General features: G+C 58.8%; 16 protein-coding genes and 1 pseudogene. 14 read left to right on the forward strand and 3 right to left on the reverse strand.

The annotated features are described in order from the left end of the window. Positions 1–2 precede the first annotated feature (2 nt). The 3 genes from dgoD to PMI23_RS04835 all read left to right on the forward strand — a co-directional run bounded on the left by dgoD (position 3) and on the right by PMI23_RS04835 (position 3,499). Positions 3–1,151 (forward strand): galactonate dehydratase, encoded by a 1,149-nt coding sequence (gene dgoD, locus PMI23_RS04825; protein ID WP_007908327.1) that lies wholly within the window; start codon positions 3–5, stop codon positions 1,149–1,151. Positions 1,152–1,324: 173 nt separating this feature from the next. Continuing rightward, the gene (locus tag PMI23_RS04830; protein WP_007908328.1) at positions 1,325–2,635 is read left to right on the forward strand and encodes an MFS transporter; all 1,311 of its coding nucleotides are present in this window, start codon (positions 1,325–1,327) and stop codon (positions 2,633–2,635) included. Positions 2,636–2,695: 60 nt separating this feature from the next. After that, positions 2,696–3,499: an IclR family transcriptional regulator gene (locus PMI23_RS04835; protein WP_007908330.1), complete on the forward strand. Its 804-nt coding sequence runs from the start codon at positions 2,696–2,698 to the stop codon at positions 3,497–3,499. Here PMI23_RS04835 and PMI23_RS04840 read toward each other — a convergent pair. Further along, positions 3,496–4,548 carry an NAD(P)-dependent alcohol dehydrogenase gene (locus tag PMI23_RS04840; RefSeq protein ID WP_007908332.1) on the reverse strand — a complete coding sequence of 351 codons (1,053 nt, stop codon included), beginning with the start codon at positions 4,546–4,548 and terminating at the stop codon, positions 3,496–3,498. The two genes, PMI23_RS04835 and PMI23_RS04840, sit on opposite strands and share 4 nt — an antisense overlap. Before the next feature lie 193 nt (positions 4,549–4,741). On the opposite strand from PMI23_RS04840, the gene PMI23_RS04845 reads away from it, so the two are divergent. Beyond that, positions 4,742–5,632: an AraC family transcriptional regulator gene (locus tag PMI23_RS04845; RefSeq protein WP_007908334.1), complete on the forward strand. Its 891-nt coding sequence runs from the start codon at positions 4,742–4,744 to the stop codon at positions 5,630–5,632. Between the two features lie 183 nt (positions 5,633–5,815). Here the strand turns inward: PMI23_RS04845 and PMI23_RS04850 are convergent, their stop codons facing one another. Next, the gene (locus PMI23_RS04850; protein ID WP_007908336.1) at positions 5,816–7,480 is read right to left on the reverse strand and encodes an electron transfer flavoprotein-ubiquinone oxidoreductase; all 1,665 of its coding nucleotides are present in this window, start codon (positions 7,478–7,480) and stop codon (positions 5,816–5,818) included. Between the two features lie 551 nt (positions 7,481–8,031). Between PMI23_RS04850 and PMI23_RS04855 the strand changes: the two are divergent. From PMI23_RS04855 to PMI23_RS04900, 10 genes and pseudogenes are all read left to right on the forward strand, one after another. Beyond that, positions 8,032–8,772: pseudogene (locus PMI23_RS04855) on the forward strand (electron transfer flavoprotein subunit beta/FixA family protein). Continuing rightward, positions 8,773–9,702: an electron transfer flavoprotein subunit alpha/FixB family protein gene (locus tag PMI23_RS04860; protein WP_007908340.1), complete on the forward strand. Its 930-nt coding sequence runs from the start codon at positions 8,773–8,775 to the stop codon at positions 9,700–9,702. Positions 9,703–9,782: 80 nt separating this feature from the next. Then, positions 9,783–10,616, forward strand: a complete 834-nt coding sequence (locus PMI23_RS04865) for a substrate-binding periplasmic protein (RefSeq protein ID WP_007908342.1) — start codon at positions 9,783–9,785, stop codon at positions 10,614–10,616. A 9-nt stretch (positions 10,617–10,625) separates the two neighbouring features. Further along, a complete protein-coding gene (locus tag PMI23_RS04870) occupies positions 10,626–10,982 on the forward strand; it encodes a DUF4398 domain-containing protein (RefSeq protein WP_176472319.1) in 357 nt (118 codons plus the stop codon). Next, complete coding sequence (locus PMI23_RS04875) at positions 10,979–11,791, forward strand: OmpA family protein (RefSeq protein WP_007908346.1); 813 nt, start codon at positions 10,979–10,981, stop codon at positions 11,789–11,791. Before PMI23_RS04870 ends, PMI23_RS04875 begins: the two co-directional genes overlap by 4 nt. Before the next feature lie 202 nt (positions 11,792–11,993). Next, on the forward strand, positions 11,994–13,433 hold the full coding sequence (locus PMI23_RS04880; RefSeq protein WP_007908347.1) for an aminotransferase-like domain-containing protein: 1,440 nt from the start codon (positions 11,994–11,996) through the stop codon (positions 13,431–13,433). A gap of 78 nt (positions 13,434–13,511) precedes the next feature. Further along, positions 13,512–13,982: a hypothetical protein gene (locus PMI23_RS04885; RefSeq protein ID WP_007908348.1), complete on the forward strand. Its 471-nt coding sequence runs from the start codon at positions 13,512–13,514 to the stop codon at positions 13,980–13,982. 166 nt (positions 13,983–14,148) lie between these two features. Continuing rightward, positions 14,149–14,403 (forward strand): YkgJ family cysteine cluster protein, encoded by a 255-nt coding sequence (locus PMI23_RS04890; RefSeq protein ID WP_007908349.1) that lies wholly within the window; start codon positions 14,149–14,151, stop codon positions 14,401–14,403. Positions 14,404–14,444: 41 nt separating this feature from the next. After that, positions 14,445–15,050, forward strand: a complete 606-nt coding sequence (locus PMI23_RS04895) for an START domain-containing protein (RefSeq protein WP_007908350.1) — start codon at positions 14,445–14,447, stop codon at positions 15,048–15,050. A 317-nt stretch (positions 15,051–15,367) separates the two neighbouring features. Continuing rightward, positions 15,368–17,461, forward strand: a complete 2,094-nt coding sequence (locus PMI23_RS04900; RefSeq protein WP_007908352.1) for an LTA synthase family protein — start codon at positions 15,368–15,370, stop codon at positions 17,459–17,461. 76 nt (positions 17,462–17,537) lie between these two features. Here PMI23_RS04900 and PMI23_RS29185 read toward each other — a convergent pair whose 3' ends face one another. Then, on the reverse strand, positions 17,538–17,696 hold the full coding sequence (locus PMI23_RS29185) for a DUF3309 family protein (RefSeq protein ID WP_169432680.1): 159 nt from the start codon (positions 17,694–17,696) through the stop codon (positions 17,538–17,540). Positions 17,697–17,917 lie beyond the last annotated feature (221 nt).

The raw sequence follows: 17,917 nt of genomic DNA on the forward strand, positions 1-17,917 counted from the left end.
AGATGAAAATCACCAAACTCACCACCTTCATCGTCCCGCCGCGCTGGTGCTTTCTCAAGGTCGAAACCGATGAGGGCGTGACCGGTTGGGGCGAGCCTGTGGTCGAAGGCCGCGCCCACACCGTTGCGGCTGCCGTCGAAGAATTGTCCGACTACCTGATCGGCAAAGACCCACGCAACATCGAAGACATCTGGACCGTGCTGTATCGCGGCGGTTTCTACCGTGGCGGCGCCATCCACATGAGCGCACTGGCCGGTATCGATCAGGCGCTGTGGGACATCAAGGGCAAGGCCCTCGGCGTATCGGTGAGTGATCTGCTTGGTGGTCAGGTGCGCGACAAGATTCGTGTGTATTCGTGGATTGGCGGCGATCGTCCAGCCGACACCGCACGTGCGGCGAAAGAGGCGGTGAGCCGTGGTTTTACTGCGGTGAAAATGAACGGCACCGAAGAACTGCAATTCCTCGATACCTTCGAGAAAGTCGATCTGGCGCTGGCTAACGTTGCCGCCGTGCGTGACGCGGTCGGGCCGAACGTCGGTATCGGCGTCGACTTCCATGGCCGCGTGCACAAGCCGATGGCCAAGGTGCTGATGAAGGAACTCGATCCGTACAAATTGATGTTTATCGAAGAGCCGGTGCTCAGCGAAAACTACGAAGCGTTGAAAGAGCTGGCGCCGCTGACCAGCACGCCGATTGCTCTCGGTGAGCGGCTGTTCTCGCGTTGGGACTTTAAACGCGTGTTGAGCGAAGGCTACGTCGACATCATCCAGCCGGATGCTTCCCACGCCGGTGGTATCACCGAAACCCGCAAGATCGCCAACATGGCTGAAGCCTACGACGTCGCGCTGGCGCTGCATTGCCCGCTGGGGCCGATTGCGCTGGCGGCGTGTTTGCAACTGGACGCGGCTTGTTACAACGCGTTTATCCAGGAGCAGAGCCTGGGCATCCATTACAACGAGAGCAATGACTTGCTCGACTACGTGAAGGATCCGCGGGTGTTCGATTACGACAAAGGTTTTGTGAAGATTCCGAACGGACCGGGCCTGGGTATCGAGATCAACGAGGAATACGTGATCGAGCGCGCGGCGGTCGGCCACCGCTGGCGCAACCCGATCTGGCGTCATGCCGATGGCAGCTTTGCCGAGTGGTGAGTACTGCCTGACACACCCGATGAGATCGTCCCCACGCTCTGCGTGGGAATGCCTCAATGGACGTTCTGCGTCCGCTTTTGGGACGCAAAGCGTCCCGGCTGCATTCCCACGCAGAGCGTGGGAACGATCAGGCCTCAGGCCGACCTCAATAAACATAAAAAGAGGCTCTCCCCATGCAACCGCAAACCCTCACCGGGCAGGCGTCTTTAGTCACGCCTAGCCGTAAGCGGTTTTTCATCATGGTGTTGCTGTTTATCACCGTGGTCATCAACTACCTCGACCGCAGCAACCTGTCGATTGCCGCCCCCGCGCTGACCAGTGATCTGGGTATCGACCCGATTCACGTCGGCCTGATTTTCTCCGCGTTCGGCTGGACCTACGCTGCCATGCAGATCCCCGGCGGCTGGCTGGTTGATCGTGTGCCGCCGCGCATTCTTTACAGCGTCGCATTGCTGCTTTGGTCGATTGCTACGGTGATGCTCGGTTTCGCCGCCAGTTTCATTGCTTTGTTCGTATTGCGCATGGCGGTCGGAGCGCTGGAAGCGCCGGCCTATCCGATCAACAGCCGTGTGGTGACGACCTGGTTTCCCGAGCGTGAACGCGCAACGGCGATTGGTTTTTACACGTCGGGGCAGTTCGTTGGTCTGGCATTCCTCACCCCGGTGCTGGCTTGGCTGCAACATGAATTCGGCTGGCACATGGTCTTCGTTGCAACCGGCGCGGTGGGCATCATCTGGGCAGCAATCTGGTACGCGGTGTATCGCGAGCCGCGGGATTTCAAAGGCGCCAACGAAGCGGAAATCGACTTGATCCGCGAGGGCGGTGGCCTCGTTGATATTCAGCAGGAAACGGCCAAGGTCAAAGCCAAATTCAGCTGGACCGATCTCGGTATCGTTCTGACCAAGCGCAAGTTGTGGGGCATCTACCTCGGCCAGTTCTGCCTGAACTCAACGTTGTGGTTTTTCCTGACGTGGTTCCCGACTTATCTGGTGAAGTATCGCGGCATGGACTTCATCAAGTCAGGCCTGTTGGCGTCGCTGCCGTTTCTCGCCGCGTTCGTTGGCGTGTTGTGTTCGGGGTTCTTTTCCGACTTCCTGATTCGGCGCGGCTACACCGTCGGCTTTGCGCGCAAGTTGCCGATCATTGGTGGACTGCTGATTTCCACCTCGATCATCGGCGCCAACTTCGTCGAGTCGACGCCGCTGGTGATTGCTTTCCTGGCGCTCGCCTTTTTTGGCAACGGCCTGGCTTCGATTACCTGGTCGCTGGTCTCGACCTTGGCACCGGCACGTTTGCTCGGGCTGACCGGCGGGGTGTTCAATTTCATCGGCAACCTGTCGGCAATTGCCACGCCGATCGTCATCGGCTTCCTCGCCAGCGGCGATTCGTTCGCGCCGGCGATCACCTACATCGCGGTTCTCGCATTGATCGGTGCCTTGTCCTACGTGTTGCTGGTCGGCAAGGTCGAGCGTATCGAGTTGTAGTGGTCTGCGTCGGGCGACCATAATGCCGCCCGTTCCCTCGCTCAACGGTAAAGGCTGGATATGCAGGAAGACGCTCCGGAAAAAACCAAGGACGCCGCGCCCACCGGCACGCAGACGCTATTGCGCGGCCTCGGTGTGGTGCAAGCGGTGGCCAGTGGCGCCCGCGATCTCAAGGAGATTGCCCGGCTGATCGGCACCACGCGCAGCACCACCCATCGTCTGGCCAGTTGTCTGGTCGATGAGCGCTATCTGCGCGTGGTGCCGCAAGTCGGTTATCTGCTCGGGCCGAAGCTGATCGAGCTGGGTTTCCAGGCTCGCGAAGAGTTGCCGCTGGTGACCTTGGCCGGGCCGTATCTGGACGAGTTGTCGGCGCTGACCGGCGACACCGTGCACCTGGGGATTCGTGAAGGCGATGAAGTGCTGTATCTGCTGAAGAATCCGGGGCGCAATGGCCCGGAAATGCGTTCGCGGGTCGGCCATCGCATGCCGCTGGCGCGCACGGGGATCGGTAAGGCGTTGATGCTTGATGACTCGCCGAAAGATTGGCAACGGTTGTACGACATCAGCCTGCCGGCGGGTGGGAAAAGTCAGTTCTGGCCGCAGCATCCCCAGCAGTCCTGGGAACAGCTGGAGCAGCGCATGACCGAGTACGTCGCCGGCGGCTACGCCTTCGATCTGGAGGACAACGAACCGTCGATCCGCTGCGTGGCGGCGCCGATTCGCGATGCGAGCAAGGGCATCGTGGCGGCGATCAGTATCGCCAGCACCGTGCCATACATGCCGCTGGAAAAAATGGCCGAGCTGATTCCCCTGATCAAAGGGGTCACAGCCCGGCTTTCGGCGGAACTCGGTCTAAAGATTTAAACCTTGAGCGTCGCCATGTCGATCACGAAACGGTACTTCACGTCGCCGGCGATCATCCGCGCGTAAGCCTCGTTGATCTGGCGGATGTCGAGCATTTCGATATCGCAGGTGATGTTGTGTTCGGCGCAGAAATCCAGCACTTCCTGGGTTTCAGCGACGCCACCGATCAACGAGCCGGCCAATACACGACGGCTCATCACCAGTTTGCCGGCATGGACCGGTGGATCGATCGGCTCGATCAGACCGACCAGAATGTGCACGCCGTCGAAGCGCAGGGTGTCGAGGTACGGGTTGAGATCGTGCTGCACCGGAATGGTGTCGAGCAGGAAGTCGAAGTAACCGGCCGCGGCTTTCATCTGTTCGGCGTCGGTGGAAACGATCACGTGATCGGCACCCTGACGACGACCTTCTTCTGCCTTGCTCGCCGAGCGGGTGAACAGCGTCACTTCAGCGCCCATGGCCTTGGCGAACTTGATGCCCATGTGGCCCAGACCGCCCATGCCGAGAATCCCGACCTTGTCGCCCGCCTTGACGCCGTAGTGCTTGAGCGGCGAGTAGGTGGTGATGCCGGCGCAGAGGATCGGCGCGGCGCTGGCCAATGCGAGTTTTTCCGGGATGCGCACAACGAAGTGTTCGCTGACGACGATGCTGTCCGAATAACCGCCCATGGTGTTGCTGCCATCGACCCGATCCGGGGTGGCGTAGGTCATGGTCGGGCCTTCGAGGCAATATTGCTCGAGGTTCGACTGGCACGCTTCGCAGGTACGGCAAGAGTCGACCATGCAGCCAACGCCGACCAGATCGCCGACTTTGTGTTGGGTGACATTCGCACCGATCGCGGTGACTTTTCCGACAATCTCATGGCCCGGCATCAACGGGTAAACGGCGATGCCCCATTCGTTGCGCGCCTGGTGGATGTCGGAGTGGCAGACGCCGCAGTAGAGAATCTCGATCGCTACGTCGTCGGCGCGCGGGCTGCGACGTTCGAACTTCATCGGGGCGAGGGGGGTGGTGGCCGATTGGGCGGCATAGCCGATGGCGGTGTACATGTGAAACCTCGCAAAAGCAGGAACAAGTGAGGCGGCGCATTTTGGGCGTCGACTGACCGGTCGGCCATGACGATTCCTCCGGGTCTCATGCCTAATCCTCCGGCATACGGGTTTGATCGGTCGCATTGGCAAAAGGATCTGCCATGATGTTTTCATCCCCCTGTTTTCGTGATTTTTTGTGAAGAACAATTCGATGCAATTGACCCGTCATCTTGATGCCAATGCGCGGCTGGTTTCGCTGATCGAACCGCTGGCGCTGCGCGACGGTTACTCGCCTACCGGGTTGCCCGGTGTGCAAGTGTTGCGCGCCAGTTGCGATGTCGCCCGTGGCCCGCACATTTACGAGCCGAGCCTGATGATCATCGCCCAAGGCAGCAAGCTGGCGTTTCTCGGGCCTCGCACCATGGAGTATGGCGCTGGGCATTACCTTATTCAGGCGCTGCCGGTGCCGTTCGAGTGTGAGACGTTTGCCTTGCCGGATGCGCCGTTGCTCGGGGTGTCGGTGGCGATTGATCGGGTGTTGCTCGGTGAACTGGTGCTGGCCATGGGGCTGGCGCCGGGCCGGCATATCCCGGCGCAGACGCCGGAGTCGATGACCTCGGTGGTGCTCGACGATGCCATGCGCGGCTGCGTCGAGCGCTTGCTCAGTTGCCTGCACGATCCGCTGGAATGCCAGATTCTCGGGCCGGCGCGGGTGCGCGAGTTGTTGTTCACCGCGTTGCGCGGGCCGCAGGCCGATGTGTTGCGCGCGCTGGTCGAGCAGCAGGGGCAATTCGCACGGGTGGCGGCGTCGATCAGTCATCTGCATGCGCATTACACCGAGCCATTGAATGTCGAGACCCTGGCCGGTTGCGCGAACATGAGCGTGTCGACGTTTCATGAGCATTTCAAACGCAGCACGCTGTTGTCGCCGGTGCAGTATCTGAAGCGTTTGCGGTTGTTGAAGGCGCAGACGTTGTTGGTGGCGGAGGGCTTGGGTGTGGCGCAGGTCGCGCATCGGGTGGGGTATCAGAGTACGTCGCAGTTCAGCCGCGAGTACAAACGCTACTTTGAGCGCAGCCCGGGCGACGAGCGCGCTGCCTGAGGATTGACACAATCCCTGTGGGAGCTGGCTTGCCAGCGATGAGGCCGGCACATTCAACATTGATATCGACTGACCCGCCGCCATCGCTGGCAAGCCAGCTCCCACAGGGGGTGATGCAATGCACTAAATTTTAGGCAACAAAAAGGCCCCCAAATCGGGAGCCTTGTTGTTCAGCGGGTCGACTTACATGTTCGGATAAGTCGGGCCACCAGCGCCTTCCGGCGTGACCCAGGTGATGTTCTGCGCAGGGTCCTTGATGTCACAGGTCTTGCAGTGCACGCAGTTCTGGGCGTTGATCTGGAAGCGCTTCTCGCCGTCTTCCTTGGTGATCACTTCGTACACACCGGCCGGGCAGTAGCGCTGTGCCGGTTCGTCGTACAGCGGCAGGTTCTTGCTGATCGGGATGCTCGGGTCGGTCAGCTTCAAGTGGCAAGGTTGTTCTTCTTCATGGTTGGTACCGGAGATGAACACCGAGCTGAGTTTGTCGAAGCTGAGTTTACCGTCCGGCTTCGGATAATCGATCTTCTTGCAGTCGGCCGCGAGCTTGAGGCAAGCGTAATCCGGCTTGGTGTCGTGCAGGGTGAACGGCAGTTTGCCGCCGAAGATGTTTTGATCGAGCCAGTTGAAACCGCCGCCAACGATGGCGCCGAATTTGTGGATCGCCGGGCCGAAGTTACGGCTGGCAAACAGTTCATCGTAGAGCCAGCTCTTCTTGAACGCGTCCACATAAGTGGTCAGCTCTTCAGTGCCGTCCTTTTCCGCGAACAGCGCGTCAGCCACCGATTCGGCGGCGAGCATGCCGGACTTCATCGCAGTGTGGCTACCTTTGATCTTGGCGAAGTTCAGGGTGCCGAGGTCGCAACCGATCAGCGCGCCGCCCTTGAAGACCATTTTCGGCAGCGAGTTCAGGCCACCTTTGCAGATCGCGCGGGCGCCGTAGCTGATGCGCTTGCCGCCTTCCAGATACTGCGCCAGCACCGGGTGATGCTTGAGGCGCTGGAACTCGTCGAACGGCGACAGGTAGGTGTTGCTGTAGGAAAGATCGACGATCAGACCAACCACCACTTGGTTGTTTTCCAGGTGATAGAGGAACGAACCGCCGGTGTTCTCGGTGCCCATGATGTCCAGCGGCCAACCGGCGGTGTGCACCACCAGGCCTGGCTGGTGTTTGGCCGGGTCGATCTCCCAGATTTCTTTCAGGCCGATGCCGTAGTGCTGAGCGTCGGCATCGCTGTCGAGGTTGTAGCGCTTGATCAGCTGCTTGCCGATGTGGCCACGGCAACCTTCGGCGAACAGCGTGTATTTGCCACGCAGTTCCATGCCCGGGGTGTACAGGCCTTCTTTCGGATTGCCTTCGCGGTCGACGCCCAGATCACCGGTGATGATCCCGCGCACCACGCCTTGCTCGTCGATCAGTGCTTCCTGAGCGGCGAAGCCCGGGTAGATTTCTACGCCGAGGTTCTCGGCCTGCTGGGCGAGCCAGCGGCACAGGTTGCCGAGGGAAATAATGTAGTTGCCTTCGTTGTGCATGGTCTTGGGCACAAAGAAGTCAGGAATTTTCTGCGCGCTTTCGGCGTTTTTCAGGACAAAAATATCGTCGCGGGTGACCGGAGTGTTCAGCGGCGCGCCGAGTTCTTTCCAGTCCGGGAACAACTCGTTCAGAGCGCGTGGTTCGAACACGGCACCGGACAGGATGTGTGCGCCGACTTCGGAGCCTTTTTCGACCACGCAGACGCTGATTTCCTTACCGGCTTCGGCGGCCTTCTGCTTCAGACGGCAGGCGGCGGACAGGCCAGCGGGGCCGGCACCGACGATGACCACGTCGAATTCCATGTATTCGCGTTCCACAGGCTATCTCCTACTCAAGGCTCAACAGTTTTTTTTCTAATTTGGAGGTTTGATGTCGCATCCGTTATTCCTTTACGTTAACGTCAAGGGGAATATTGGAGAACAGACCTTTCTCTCTAGGCGGCGCATTATATCTACACCACTCCGAGCGTCCAATACAAACGTTTGTTTGAATCGGCTCCAGCCCAGAGAAATCAAAGAAGCGCGGCTTATGAATGGTCATTTTGCTGTATTGACCGGAATAGGCGTTCCGGTCAAGATACGGTCGGTTTTGCGCTCGTCGTAGGCAGACTGGCGGTTTCAAGAGCACGTCTAAAGGCAGGGCACAGGTGGTCGAGAGTGCTGCGCAGCGCAGTCTGGCGCGCAGTTTACACAGCGTGAGGATCAATGACTTGTCGGTCACCACTGACGAACGGTCGCACCCCCTTCACATCGTGGAATCACTTCGCACCCCGGTCGGCGTTTTTAGAGGTGCCCTTTTAGCCTGATGAGCATCAACCGCCAGGTTCGCCTAGGCGACTTTCTTTTCACCGGAGAGTAACGAGGAATCCATGAAGGTTCTTGTAGCTGTCAAACGCGTTGTGGATTACAACGTCAAGGTTCGCGTCAAGGCGGACAATTCCGGCGTCGATCTCGCCAACGTCAAGATGTCGATGAACCCGTTCTGCGAAATCGCAGTGGAAGAAGCCGTACGCCTGAAAGAGAAAGGTGTTGCGACTGAAATCGTCGTCGTCTCCATCGGCCCGACCACCGCTCAGGAGCAGCTGCGTACCGCACTGGCTCTGGGTGCCGACCGTGCCATCCTCGTCGAATCCGCTGAAGATCTGACCTCGCTCGCCGTGGCCAAGCTGCTCAAGGCTGTGGTCGACAAGGAACAGCCGCAACTGGTGATCCTTGGCAAACAGGCCATCGACAGCGACAACAACCAGACCGGCCAGATGCTCGCTGCACTGAGCGGCTACGGTCAGGGCACGTTCGCCTCGAAAGTCGAAGTCTCCGGCGACAGCGTTGCCGTGACTCGCGAAATCGACGGCGGCGCGCAGACTGTTTCGCTGAAACTGCCGGCAATCGTCACCACGCGTTGAACGAGCCGCGCTACGCGTCCCTGCCAAACATCATGAAAGCCAAGAAGAAGCCTCTCGAAGTGCTGACTCCGGACGCTTTGGGCGTTTCCACCGCCTCCACCAACAAGACCCTGAAGTCGAGCGCCGGCTGCACGCAGCGCAGGTATCAAGGTCAAGTCGGTGGCTGAACTGGTCGAGAAACTGAAAAACGAAGCGAAGGTAATCTAAATGACTATCTTGGTTATTGCTGAACACGACAACAAAGTGCTGGCCCCGGCCACACTGAACACCGTGGCTGCTGCGGCCAAAATCGGCGGCGACATCCACGTTCTGGTTGCCGGCCAAGGCGCTGGCGCCGTGGCTGAAGCCGCTGCGAAAATCGCAGGCGTGAGCAAAGTCCTCAACGCTGATAACGCCGCTTACGCGCATCAGCTGCCGGAAAACGTTGCTCCACTGGTAGCTGAGCTTGGCGCTGGTTACAGCCACATCCTGGCTGCCGCTACCTCCAACGGCAAAAACATCCTGCCGCGCGTTGCTGCGCAGCTCGACGTTGACCAGATCTCCGAGATCATCTCGGTTGAAAGCGCTGATACCTTCAAGCGTCCGATCTACGCCGGTAACGCCATCGCTACCGTGCAGTCCACCGCTGCGATCAAAGTGATCACCGTGCGTGCTACCGGTTTCGATCCGGTAGCTGCTGAAGGTGGTTCGGCTGCTGTTGAAGCCGTTGGCGCTGCACACGACGCGGGCACTTCGAGCTTCGTTGGCGAAGAACTGGCCAAATCCGATCGTCCAGAGCTGACCGCAGCCAAGATCGTCGTTTCCGGCGGCCGCGGCATGCAGAACGGCGACAACTTCAAACACCTGTACGCTCTGGCCGACAAGCTGGGCGCTGCGGTGGGTGCTTCGCGCGCCGCCGTCGACGCAGGTTTCGTACCGAACGACATGCAGGTCGGTCAGACCGGCAAGATCGTTGCGCCACAGCTGTACATCGCCGTCGGTATCTCCGGCGCGATCCAGCACCTGGCCGGTATGAAAGACTCCAAAGTGATCGTTGCGATCAACAAGGACGAAGAAGCGCCGATCTTCCAGGTGGCCGATTACGGCCTGGTGGCGGATCTGTTCGAAGCAGTACCTGAGCTGGAGAAGCTGGTCTAATCCAGCGGCTTCACTTATAAAGAGCCCGACCTTTTGGTCGGGCTTTTTTTTGTTTCGGATTTGAGTGGGAGCTTTTTGCCATGGATCTGCGCTGCGGATTGCATTACTCGGTATTGCTGGGATTGGCCCTGTTGTCAGGTTTGGCCACGGCCGCGGGCAAGTGCGAGCGCCTCGTCGTCACCGGCAGCCCGGATGCGCCGCCGTACCTGTGGCAGGACCCGCAGAATCCCAAGCAGTTGATCGGCGCCAGTGCCGACCTGTTGCAACAAGTCGCCAAAGACCTCGGCATCAAAGTCGAACTGCTCTACGCCGGCAAACGCTCGCAAGCCCTCGATGAAGTGCGCAGCGGGCGCATGGACATGCTGGCCGATGCGCCGCTGACCTTCAATGAACTGGAAAACTTCGACTACATCTATCCACCGCTGCTGGAAAACGACTATCTGGTGTGGACGCGTAAAGGCTCGACACTGGTCTATAGCGAGGCCAAAGACTTGCATGGCCACACCGGTGCGATGTCGGAAAAGTCTCGCATGACCCAGGCATTCGGCGTTTTCGCCGAGCAGAATCTGACCCTGACACGGACAGCCAACCTCACTCAGGCCCTGCAGAAATTGCTCCTCGGTGAAGTGGAATATGTACTCGCCGGCCGCTACTCAGGCATGGCCGCCGCGCAGGCATTGGGCATGACCAATGACCTGCTGGCGTTCGAGCACCCCGTCGACCGCCCGGGGCTGTTTCTTGCGGTTTCGCATAACTCGGCATGTAACGATCCGTGGTTGCGCGGACAGTTGGCCAAAAAGATGACAGAATTGCCCGCGTCCGGACTGACGGAAGCCGCGCTGCAACGCAACATCGAGCGCTGGAAGGCGCAGCAGCAACAGCCGCAACAACCCGTCAGTGCCCCAAAACAGTAGGGATTCTTAGTGAGTATTCGACCTCTTTTCGCGGCGATGGCCGTTCTGGCCCTGGCCGGTTGCGCGACCGATCCGGCACCCGTTGAACAAATGCGCCTGACCGAGCAAGCCATAATCCAGGCCAAGGCTGTTGGCGCCACTGCTGACGAAGTGCCGGAAATGAAACTGGCCGAAACCAAGTACAACCGCGCCAAAGGCAACATGGCGGACGAGTCCTACCGCAACGCGCGCATGCGTTCGGAACAGGCTGAACTGGATGCTCGTCTGGCCGAAGCCAAAGTGTTGACGCAAAAAAGTGAAGAACAGCTGAATGTGCTCAACACCCGCATCGTCCGTCTGCGCAAGCAACTGGGAGATGCCCAATGAGCCTCAAATCCAAAGTCCTCGGCGGTCTGATACTCGCCGGTTGCGCCAGCCTGTACGGCTGCGCCGGTCAACACAGCGAATCCGCACTGCAAGAGGCCAGCGCCGACTTCCAGAAGGTCAAGGAAGATTCCAATGTGCTGCGCATCGCGCCGAAAGACGTGATCCGCGCCGGTGAGTCGCTGGCCCGTGCCGATCGCCTGTCGACCTACTGGGGCAGCGGCTCCGACGTGGTGCATTACGCCTACCTGAGCCAGCGTTACAGCGAAATCGCCCGCGAGCACACCAATCAGGTGCTCAACGAAGAGCGCGCAGCCAAACTGGAGCTAGAGCGTCAGCGCTTGCAACTGGCCCTGCGTGAATCCAAGTTGCTCAGCGTGCAGCAGCAGGGCAAATGGCTGGAAGAACAGATCGTCGCACTGGCCACCACGCAGACCGACCGTGGTCTGGTAATGACCCTCGGTGATGTGCTGTTCGACACCGGTGAAGCGGAGCTGAAAAACTCGGCCAACCGCGTGGTGCTGAAGATCGTCCAGTTCCTGCAATTGAACCCGAAACGCGTGGTGCGTATCGAGGGGTACACCGACAGTACCGGTGGCAAACAGGAAAACCTCAAGTTGTCTCGTGATCGCGCGCAATCGGTCGCGGATGTGTTGATAGATCTGGGCATCGACGACAAGCGCATTCAGGTCGAAGGCTACGGCGACGAATACCCGGTGGACGCCAATGCTTCCGAGCGTGGGCGGGCGCAGAATCGTCGTGTGGAAATTGTCTTCTCCGATGAAAAAGGCCAGCTCGGCGCCGCCCGCTGAGGGCTGCGTCTCTGGAAAGCCCGGACTGTCATGCAGTGCCGGGCTTTTTTACGTCTGTCGAATAGCCCGCAAATCAGTACAGTCAGGGGCAGACACCGCACTGTATGGTCGAGTAATGTGACAACTGTCCCAGTACACTTCTAAACTGTTCCGGTATTGTTTCACACAAGAATAAAATGCCCGTGAAATCGAGTGCTGCGTCATGACCAATCTCTTGCTCTACCAACGTATTGCTCAGCAACTGGCCGAAGACATCCGCCGTGGCGTCTATCAACCGGGGGAGCGCGTGCCTTCGGTGCGCAAGATGAGTTCGCAGCTCAACGTCAGCCATGCGACGGTGTTGCAGGCTTACGCCAATCTCGAAGATCAGGGCTTGATTAGGGCGCGCCCGCAGTCCGGGTATTACGTGCACCAGACACCTGCACTGACGGCGCCGACGCCGGACATCGCCCGGGTCGAACGGCCGGGCCTGGTTACCCGCAGCAGCATCATTCAACAGGTGCTGGTCGAATCACGCCGAGAAGGCGTGTTTCCGCTCGGCGCGGCTGTGCCGAGTGTCGATTACTTGCCGGTGCGCGCACTGCATCAGCAACTGGCCAAGGTCACGCGCTTCCATAGCCCGCGTGCTTTCAGTTACATGTTCAGCCCCGGTTTTGAGCCGCTGCGCCGCCAGGTGGCGATCCGCATGCGCGATGCTGGTGTGGTGGTCGATCCGTCAGAAGTGGTGATCACCCACGGTTGCGTCGATGCCTTGCAGATGTCGTTGCGCGTACTGACCCGCCCGGGTGATCTGATCGCCGCCGAATCGCCGACCTATTACGGATTGCTGCAACTGGCCGATCTGCTCGGCCTGAAAGTCATCGAGATTCCGAGCGATCCCGCGACTGGCATGAGCCTCGAAGCCCTGCAACTGGCGGCCAACCAATGGTCGATCAAAGCGCTGGTGCTGACCACGCGGCTGAGCAATCCGCTGGGCGGCACCATGCCCGAAGAGCGGCAGAAACAGTTGCTGCGCCTGGCTTCTGATTTCGATATTCAGATTGTCGAAGATGATATCTATGGCGAACTGATGTTCGAGCAAGGCAAGACCAAAGCGCTCAAGGCGTATGACCGACTGGATCGGGTGATCTACTGCTCGAGTTTCTCCAAAACCTTGTCACCCGGTGTGCGCATCGGCTGGATGATCGCCGGCAAGTATCAGCAGGAAATCCAGCGCTTGCAGACTTTCAGCACCCACTCGGCGTGTAGCGTGACGCAGATGGCGATCGCCGCTTATCTGGAAAACGGTGGCTATGACCGGCATTTACGGTACATCCGCCAGGAATACCGGAAAAACCTCAGCGCCTTCCAGTTGGCGGTGCAGCAGTACTTCCCCGAAGGCACGCAAATGACCCGGCCCACGGGCGGTTTCATCCTTTGGGTGAGTCTGCCGGGCAGGGTCAATACGCAAGAATTGCATGTGCGTGCGTTGCAGCAGGGCATCAGTATTGCCCCGGGGCTGATCTTCAGTAATACCGAGCAGTTCAACCACTGTATTCGCCTGAACTGCGGGATTCCGTGGAATCGCGAGGCGGAGCGGGCGCTGATGACCCTGGGCATGCTGGCGACGCAACTGTGTCAGGAAACCGCTGGCGGATTCTGAACGAGCGGTGGGTGACGCTTGTCTTGTCGCGTCCAACAAGCGAGCATATGGCCCTCTGCCGTTAGTGTCGTTGGGTCCATGAAAGCGATTTTTCCTGCCGCTTGGGTGTTGCTGGGTTTGCTGATGATCGGTCATGCGCCTGGAGCCGTGGCCGCTGCAGTTCAGGAAAAACCGGCTGCGACGAGTGCCGCTAAAAAAGCCACGTCTGCGCCAAAGGCTGTTCCCGCGAAGAAAACCCAGCAAAAAGTCATCAAGAAACGCAAGCCGATCGCTTCCAAATCGAAGCCTGCCAGCGAAGTGGTGAAAGCCAAGTTGCCGCCGGCAAAACTCGATTTGAGCCTGCCCAAGGACATGGTCCAGGAACTGAAGCCCAAGGGCACGGTTGAATTGCCCAAGCGCGAGCCGATCCTGCCGCAGATGTTTGGCGAGAAAAACAACGGATTCCAGCTCAACGGCCGCTTGCTCAGCAACGAAATGCAGTTGCAACTGCGCAACGAAGAGCGCCGCGAAGTCGAAGGTGCCGCGCTGGATTTCGAATTCAAACAGTAAAACCTACCCATCTGTGACCCGCAGACCAGACGCTTTGTCGGAGACTGGTCAGTCACATTGAGTTATCGCTAAAAACCCCGGTTCCGGGAATTTGAAACAGCCGTTTTAGCGGTTACTCTGTTCCGCGTCTCTTTTACACATCGCCCGTCGCGAGGAATTGTTCGTCATGAAATGCCGTGAAGGCTGTGGCGCTTGCTGCATTGCCCCTTCCATCAGTTCGCCGATTCCCGGCATGCCTGATGGCAAACCCGCCGGCGAACGTTGCGTGCAGCTTTCGGTCGAAAACCTGTGCAGCATTTTCGGCCGCCCGGAGCGTCCGGCAGTCTGTTCGGGCTTTGCTGCGGATGTCGAGGTCTGCGGCAGCAGCTCGGAAGAAGCGATCAGGCTGATCGGCTGGTGGGAGCAAATGACGGCGGCGTGATGTGTCAAACGAACGGAACTTCAACAATAAGGAATAAGACTATGGGTTCGCTGCATCGTATCGCTGTGTTGTGTGGTTTGACCGCTGTGCTGGCCACGTCCGTCGCTCAGGCTGAAGACTGGAAAGTCGCCAAGAACGAAGACGGTATCAAGATTTCCCTCAGTGAAGTGCCGGGTTCGGACTACAAGTCCTACCAGGGCGTTGTGCTGATGAAAACCACCGTCGCCAAACTGCGCGCACTGCAGGAAGATGTCTCCGGCGCGTGCGCCTGGATTCACGAATGCAAGACTCAGAAACTGCTCAAGCACGAAGGCGATCAGAGCTGGACCTACACCCAGTTCAACACGCCTTGGCCAGTTACTCCGCGTGACTCGGTGCTGAAGGTGACCACCGTTGAAGGCGCCGATGGCAGCCTGACCCGCAATCTGGAAGGCTTGCCGACGTACATGCCGGAAGAAAAGGGCTTTGTCCGCGTTCAGCAGGTCAAAGGCTTCTGGAAGTTCGTGCCCAAGGGCGACCAGGTTGAAGTGACTTATCAGGTGCACACCGAGCCAGGCGGCAGCGTGCCGGCGATGGTTGCCAACAAGTTTGTCGTCGATGCCCCGTTCAACACCTTGAAAGCTCTGAAAGAACGCGCCGAGAAGTAATAAGCGCGCTCTACACAAAACGCCCCGACCGATACGGGGCGTTTTGTTTTCTCGCAATATTGTGTTTCCAGATATGCGTTGCACGAAATTTTCACAAAGTGTTCCTGACAATTCGCCCGCGCTGTTTGCACGCTTTCCCGGTTTGCCATGGCTCTAGATGAAAGTGTCTGGCGGCGGGGCAGTAATCAATGGCAATGGTGCAGGTGATCGTGCAACATTTGCGCACCGCGCACGCCCCGGGGTCTGGAATGACCAATAGAGGGCATGGCGCCGCTGTATTTTTTGCAACTTCAACTTCCAATGGGTCCTAAAACGACATGGCAAACCCGGACGCCCTGAATCAGCAGCGATCTTCTGCTCGCCTGCTGCAACCGACCGTCAAATCGCATCTGGCCTACACGCTGCTTTGCGCGCTGGTCATGATGGTGATGTTTTCCGTGCTGCGCCTCGCGCTGCTGGTCTACAACCGCGAGATGATCCTCGATACCCCGGCTTCGACCTTTCTCGAAGCCTTCGCCAATGGCCTGCGTTTCGACCTGCGCCTGGTGGTTTACGTGTGCATTCCGCTGGTGCTGGCACTGTTCAGTGCCCGCGCCATGGCCGCTCGCGGTTTCTTCCGCCTGTGGCTGACCATCGCCTCGAGCATCGCGCTGTTCCTTGGCCTGATGGAGATGGACTTCTATCGTGAGTTCCACCAGCGCCTCAATGGTCTGGTGTTCCAGTACGTGAAAGAAGACCCGAAAACCGTGATGAGCATGCTCTGGTACGGTTTCCCGGTGGTTCGCTATCTGCTGGGATGGGTCATCGGCACTGTCATCCTGACCCTGGCGTTCAAAGGCGCCGACCGTGCCACGCGTCCGCGCGGACCGTTCAGTGGCGGCAGCGTCAGCACCCGTCAAGTTGCGCCGTGGTACACCCGTCTTGCGGTGTTCGTGGTCTGCTTGCTGATTTGCGTGGTTGCCGCTCGTGGCACTCTGCGTCAAGGCCCGCCGATGCGTTGGGGTGACGTCTACACCACCGATTCCAACTTCGCCAACCAGCTTGGTCTCAACGCCACGCTGTCGCTGATCGAGGCTGCCAAATCTCGCATGGGCGAAGATCGCGACAATATCTGGAAAGCGACGTTACCGCAGGAGCAAGCGCAGAAAGTCGTGCGCGATATGCTGCTGATGCCTGACGACAAACTGGTCGATGCCGATATTGCCGCCGTGCGCCGTGATTACACGCCGCCGGCCGACAAGACCCTGCCGATCAAAAACGTTGTGGTGATCCTGATGGAAAGCATGGCAGGTCACTCGGTCGGTGCACTGGGCGCGCCAGGCAACATCACGCCATACCTGGACAAACTGTCGAAGGAAGGTCTGCTGTTCGACCGCTTCTTCTCCAACGGTACGCACACCCATCAGGGCATGTTCGCGACCATGGCCTGCTTCCCCAACCTGCCAGGTTTCGAATACCTGATGCAGACCCCGGAAGGCAGCCACAAGCTGTCCGGCCTGCCGCAGGTGCTCAGCGCCCGCAACTACGACGACGTATACGTCTACAACGGCGACTTCGCCTGGGACAACCAGTCGGGCTTCTTCAGCAACCAGGGCATGACCAACTTCGTTGGCCGTAATGACTTCGTCAACCCGGTGTTCTCCGATCCGACCTGGGGCGTGTCCGACCAGGACATGTTCGACCGTGGTCTGCAGGAGCTCAAGGCGCGGGAAAACGGCAAGCCGTTCTACGCGCTGCTGCAAACCCTGTCCAACCACACGCCGTACGCCTTGCCAACGCCATTGCCGGTCGAGCGCGTGACTGACCGTGGCAGCCTCAACGAACACTTGACCGCCATGCGCTACTCCGACTGGGCACTGGGTCAGTTCTTCGAGAAGGCGCGCAAAGAGCCGTACTTCAAGGAAACCCTGTTCGTCATCGTCGGCGACCACGGCTTCGGCAACGAGCGCCAGATCACCGAGATGGACCTGGGCCGCTTCAACGTACCGATGCTGATGATTGCACCGGGCATCCAGGAGAAGTTCGGTACCCGTGACCACACCGTGGGTACGCAGATCGACATCGTGCCGACCATCATGGGCCGTCTCGGTGGCGAAGTGCGTCATCAGTGCTGGGGCCGTGACTTGCTCAACCTGCCGGAAGGCGACACCGGTTTCGGTGTGATCAAACCGTCGGGCAGTGAGCAGACGACCGCCATCGTCACCGCCGACCAGATCCTGGTGTTGCCAAGAGACAAGGACATGGGGCCGAAGATGTGGCAGTACCAGCTAGGTGCCAACCCGCACGCCGAAGTCATTCCAAATGCACCGCGCACTGCCGAGTTGAAACTCAAACTCGAAGCGTTCCTGCAAACGGCGACCAAAAGCCTGATGGATAACACCGCTGGCGTCATTCACGGCAAGCCGGATTGATCGCTCACTGCCAGTAAAATCCGCGCAATAAAAAAGAGGCCCTGAACAGGGCCTCTTTTTTTTGCCGGTTACATCGTTATATCCGACCGAGTAACAGCAGCACCAACAGCACCACCAACACCACGCCGATAATGCCCGATGGACCGTAGCCCCAACTTCTGGAGTGCGGGAAGACCGGCAGACCACCGATCAGCAACAGGATCAGGATAATGATAAGAATTGTGCCCATGTCGATTTCCTTGTTGATAGTGTTCGAGAAGTCTTGGTATTCAAGGGCGACTGGAGACTAAGTAATTCCAGACGGCTTACAAATTCCGACCGGTGCGCGTGAAAGAAAATTCAATGTTTTTTTAATGTATTTGGATTGCTTGTTTATTTCCTTTGAAGCACAAGATCAAAAGATCGCAGCCTTTGGCAGCTCCTACAGGAGTTCGATGTAGGAGCTGCCAAAGGCTG

Origin of the sequence: Pseudomonas sp. GM24 (assembly GCF_000282235.1) — a bacterium.
Lineage (GTDB): Bacteria > Pseudomonadota > Gammaproteobacteria > Pseudomonadales > Pseudomonadaceae > Aquipseudomonas.

Excerpts from the sequence above, each read along its gene's own strand:
- dgoD (WP_007908327.1), top strand. The coding sequence starts at position 3 with ATGAAAATCACCAAACTCACCACCTTCATCGTCCCGCCGCGCTGGTGC.
- PMI23_RS04830 (WP_007908328.1), top strand. The coding sequence starts at position 1,325 with ATGCAACCGCAAACCCTCACCGGGCAGGCGTCTTTAGTCACGCCTAGC.
- PMI23_RS04835 (WP_007908330.1), top strand. The coding sequence starts at position 2,696 with ATGCAGGAAGACGCTCCGGAAAAAACCAAGGACGCCGCGCCCACCGGC.
- PMI23_RS04840 (WP_007908332.1), bottom strand. The coding sequence starts at position 4,548 with ATGTACACCGCCATCGGCTATGCCGCCCAATCGGCCACCACCCCCCTC.
- PMI23_RS04845 (WP_007908334.1), top strand. The coding sequence starts at position 4,742 with ATGCAATTGACCCGTCATCTTGATGCCAATGCGCGGCTGGTTTCGCTG.
- PMI23_RS04860 (WP_007908340.1), top strand. The coding sequence starts at position 8,773 with ATGACTATCTTGGTTATTGCTGAACACGACAACAAAGTGCTGGCCCCG.
- PMI23_RS04865 (WP_007908342.1), top strand. The coding sequence starts at position 9,783 with ATGGATCTGCGCTGCGGATTGCATTACTCGGTATTGCTGGGATTGGCC.
- PMI23_RS04875 (WP_007908346.1), top strand. The coding sequence starts at position 10,979 with ATGAGCCTCAAATCCAAAGTCCTCGGCGGTCTGATACTCGCCGGTTGC.
- PMI23_RS04880 (WP_007908347.1), top strand. The coding sequence starts at position 11,994 with ATGACCAATCTCTTGCTCTACCAACGTATTGCTCAGCAACTGGCCGAA.
- PMI23_RS04885 (WP_007908348.1), top strand. The coding sequence starts at position 13,512 with ATGAAAGCGATTTTTCCTGCCGCTTGGGTGTTGCTGGGTTTGCTGATG.
- PMI23_RS04890 (WP_007908349.1), top strand. The coding sequence starts at position 14,149 with ATGAAATGCCGTGAAGGCTGTGGCGCTTGCTGCATTGCCCCTTCCATC.
- PMI23_RS04895 (WP_007908350.1), top strand. The coding sequence starts at position 14,445 with ATGGGTTCGCTGCATCGTATCGCTGTGTTGTGTGGTTTGACCGCTGTG.
- PMI23_RS04900 (WP_007908352.1), top strand. The coding sequence starts at position 15,368 with ATGGCAAACCCGGACGCCCTGAATCAGCAGCGATCTTCTGCTCGCCTG.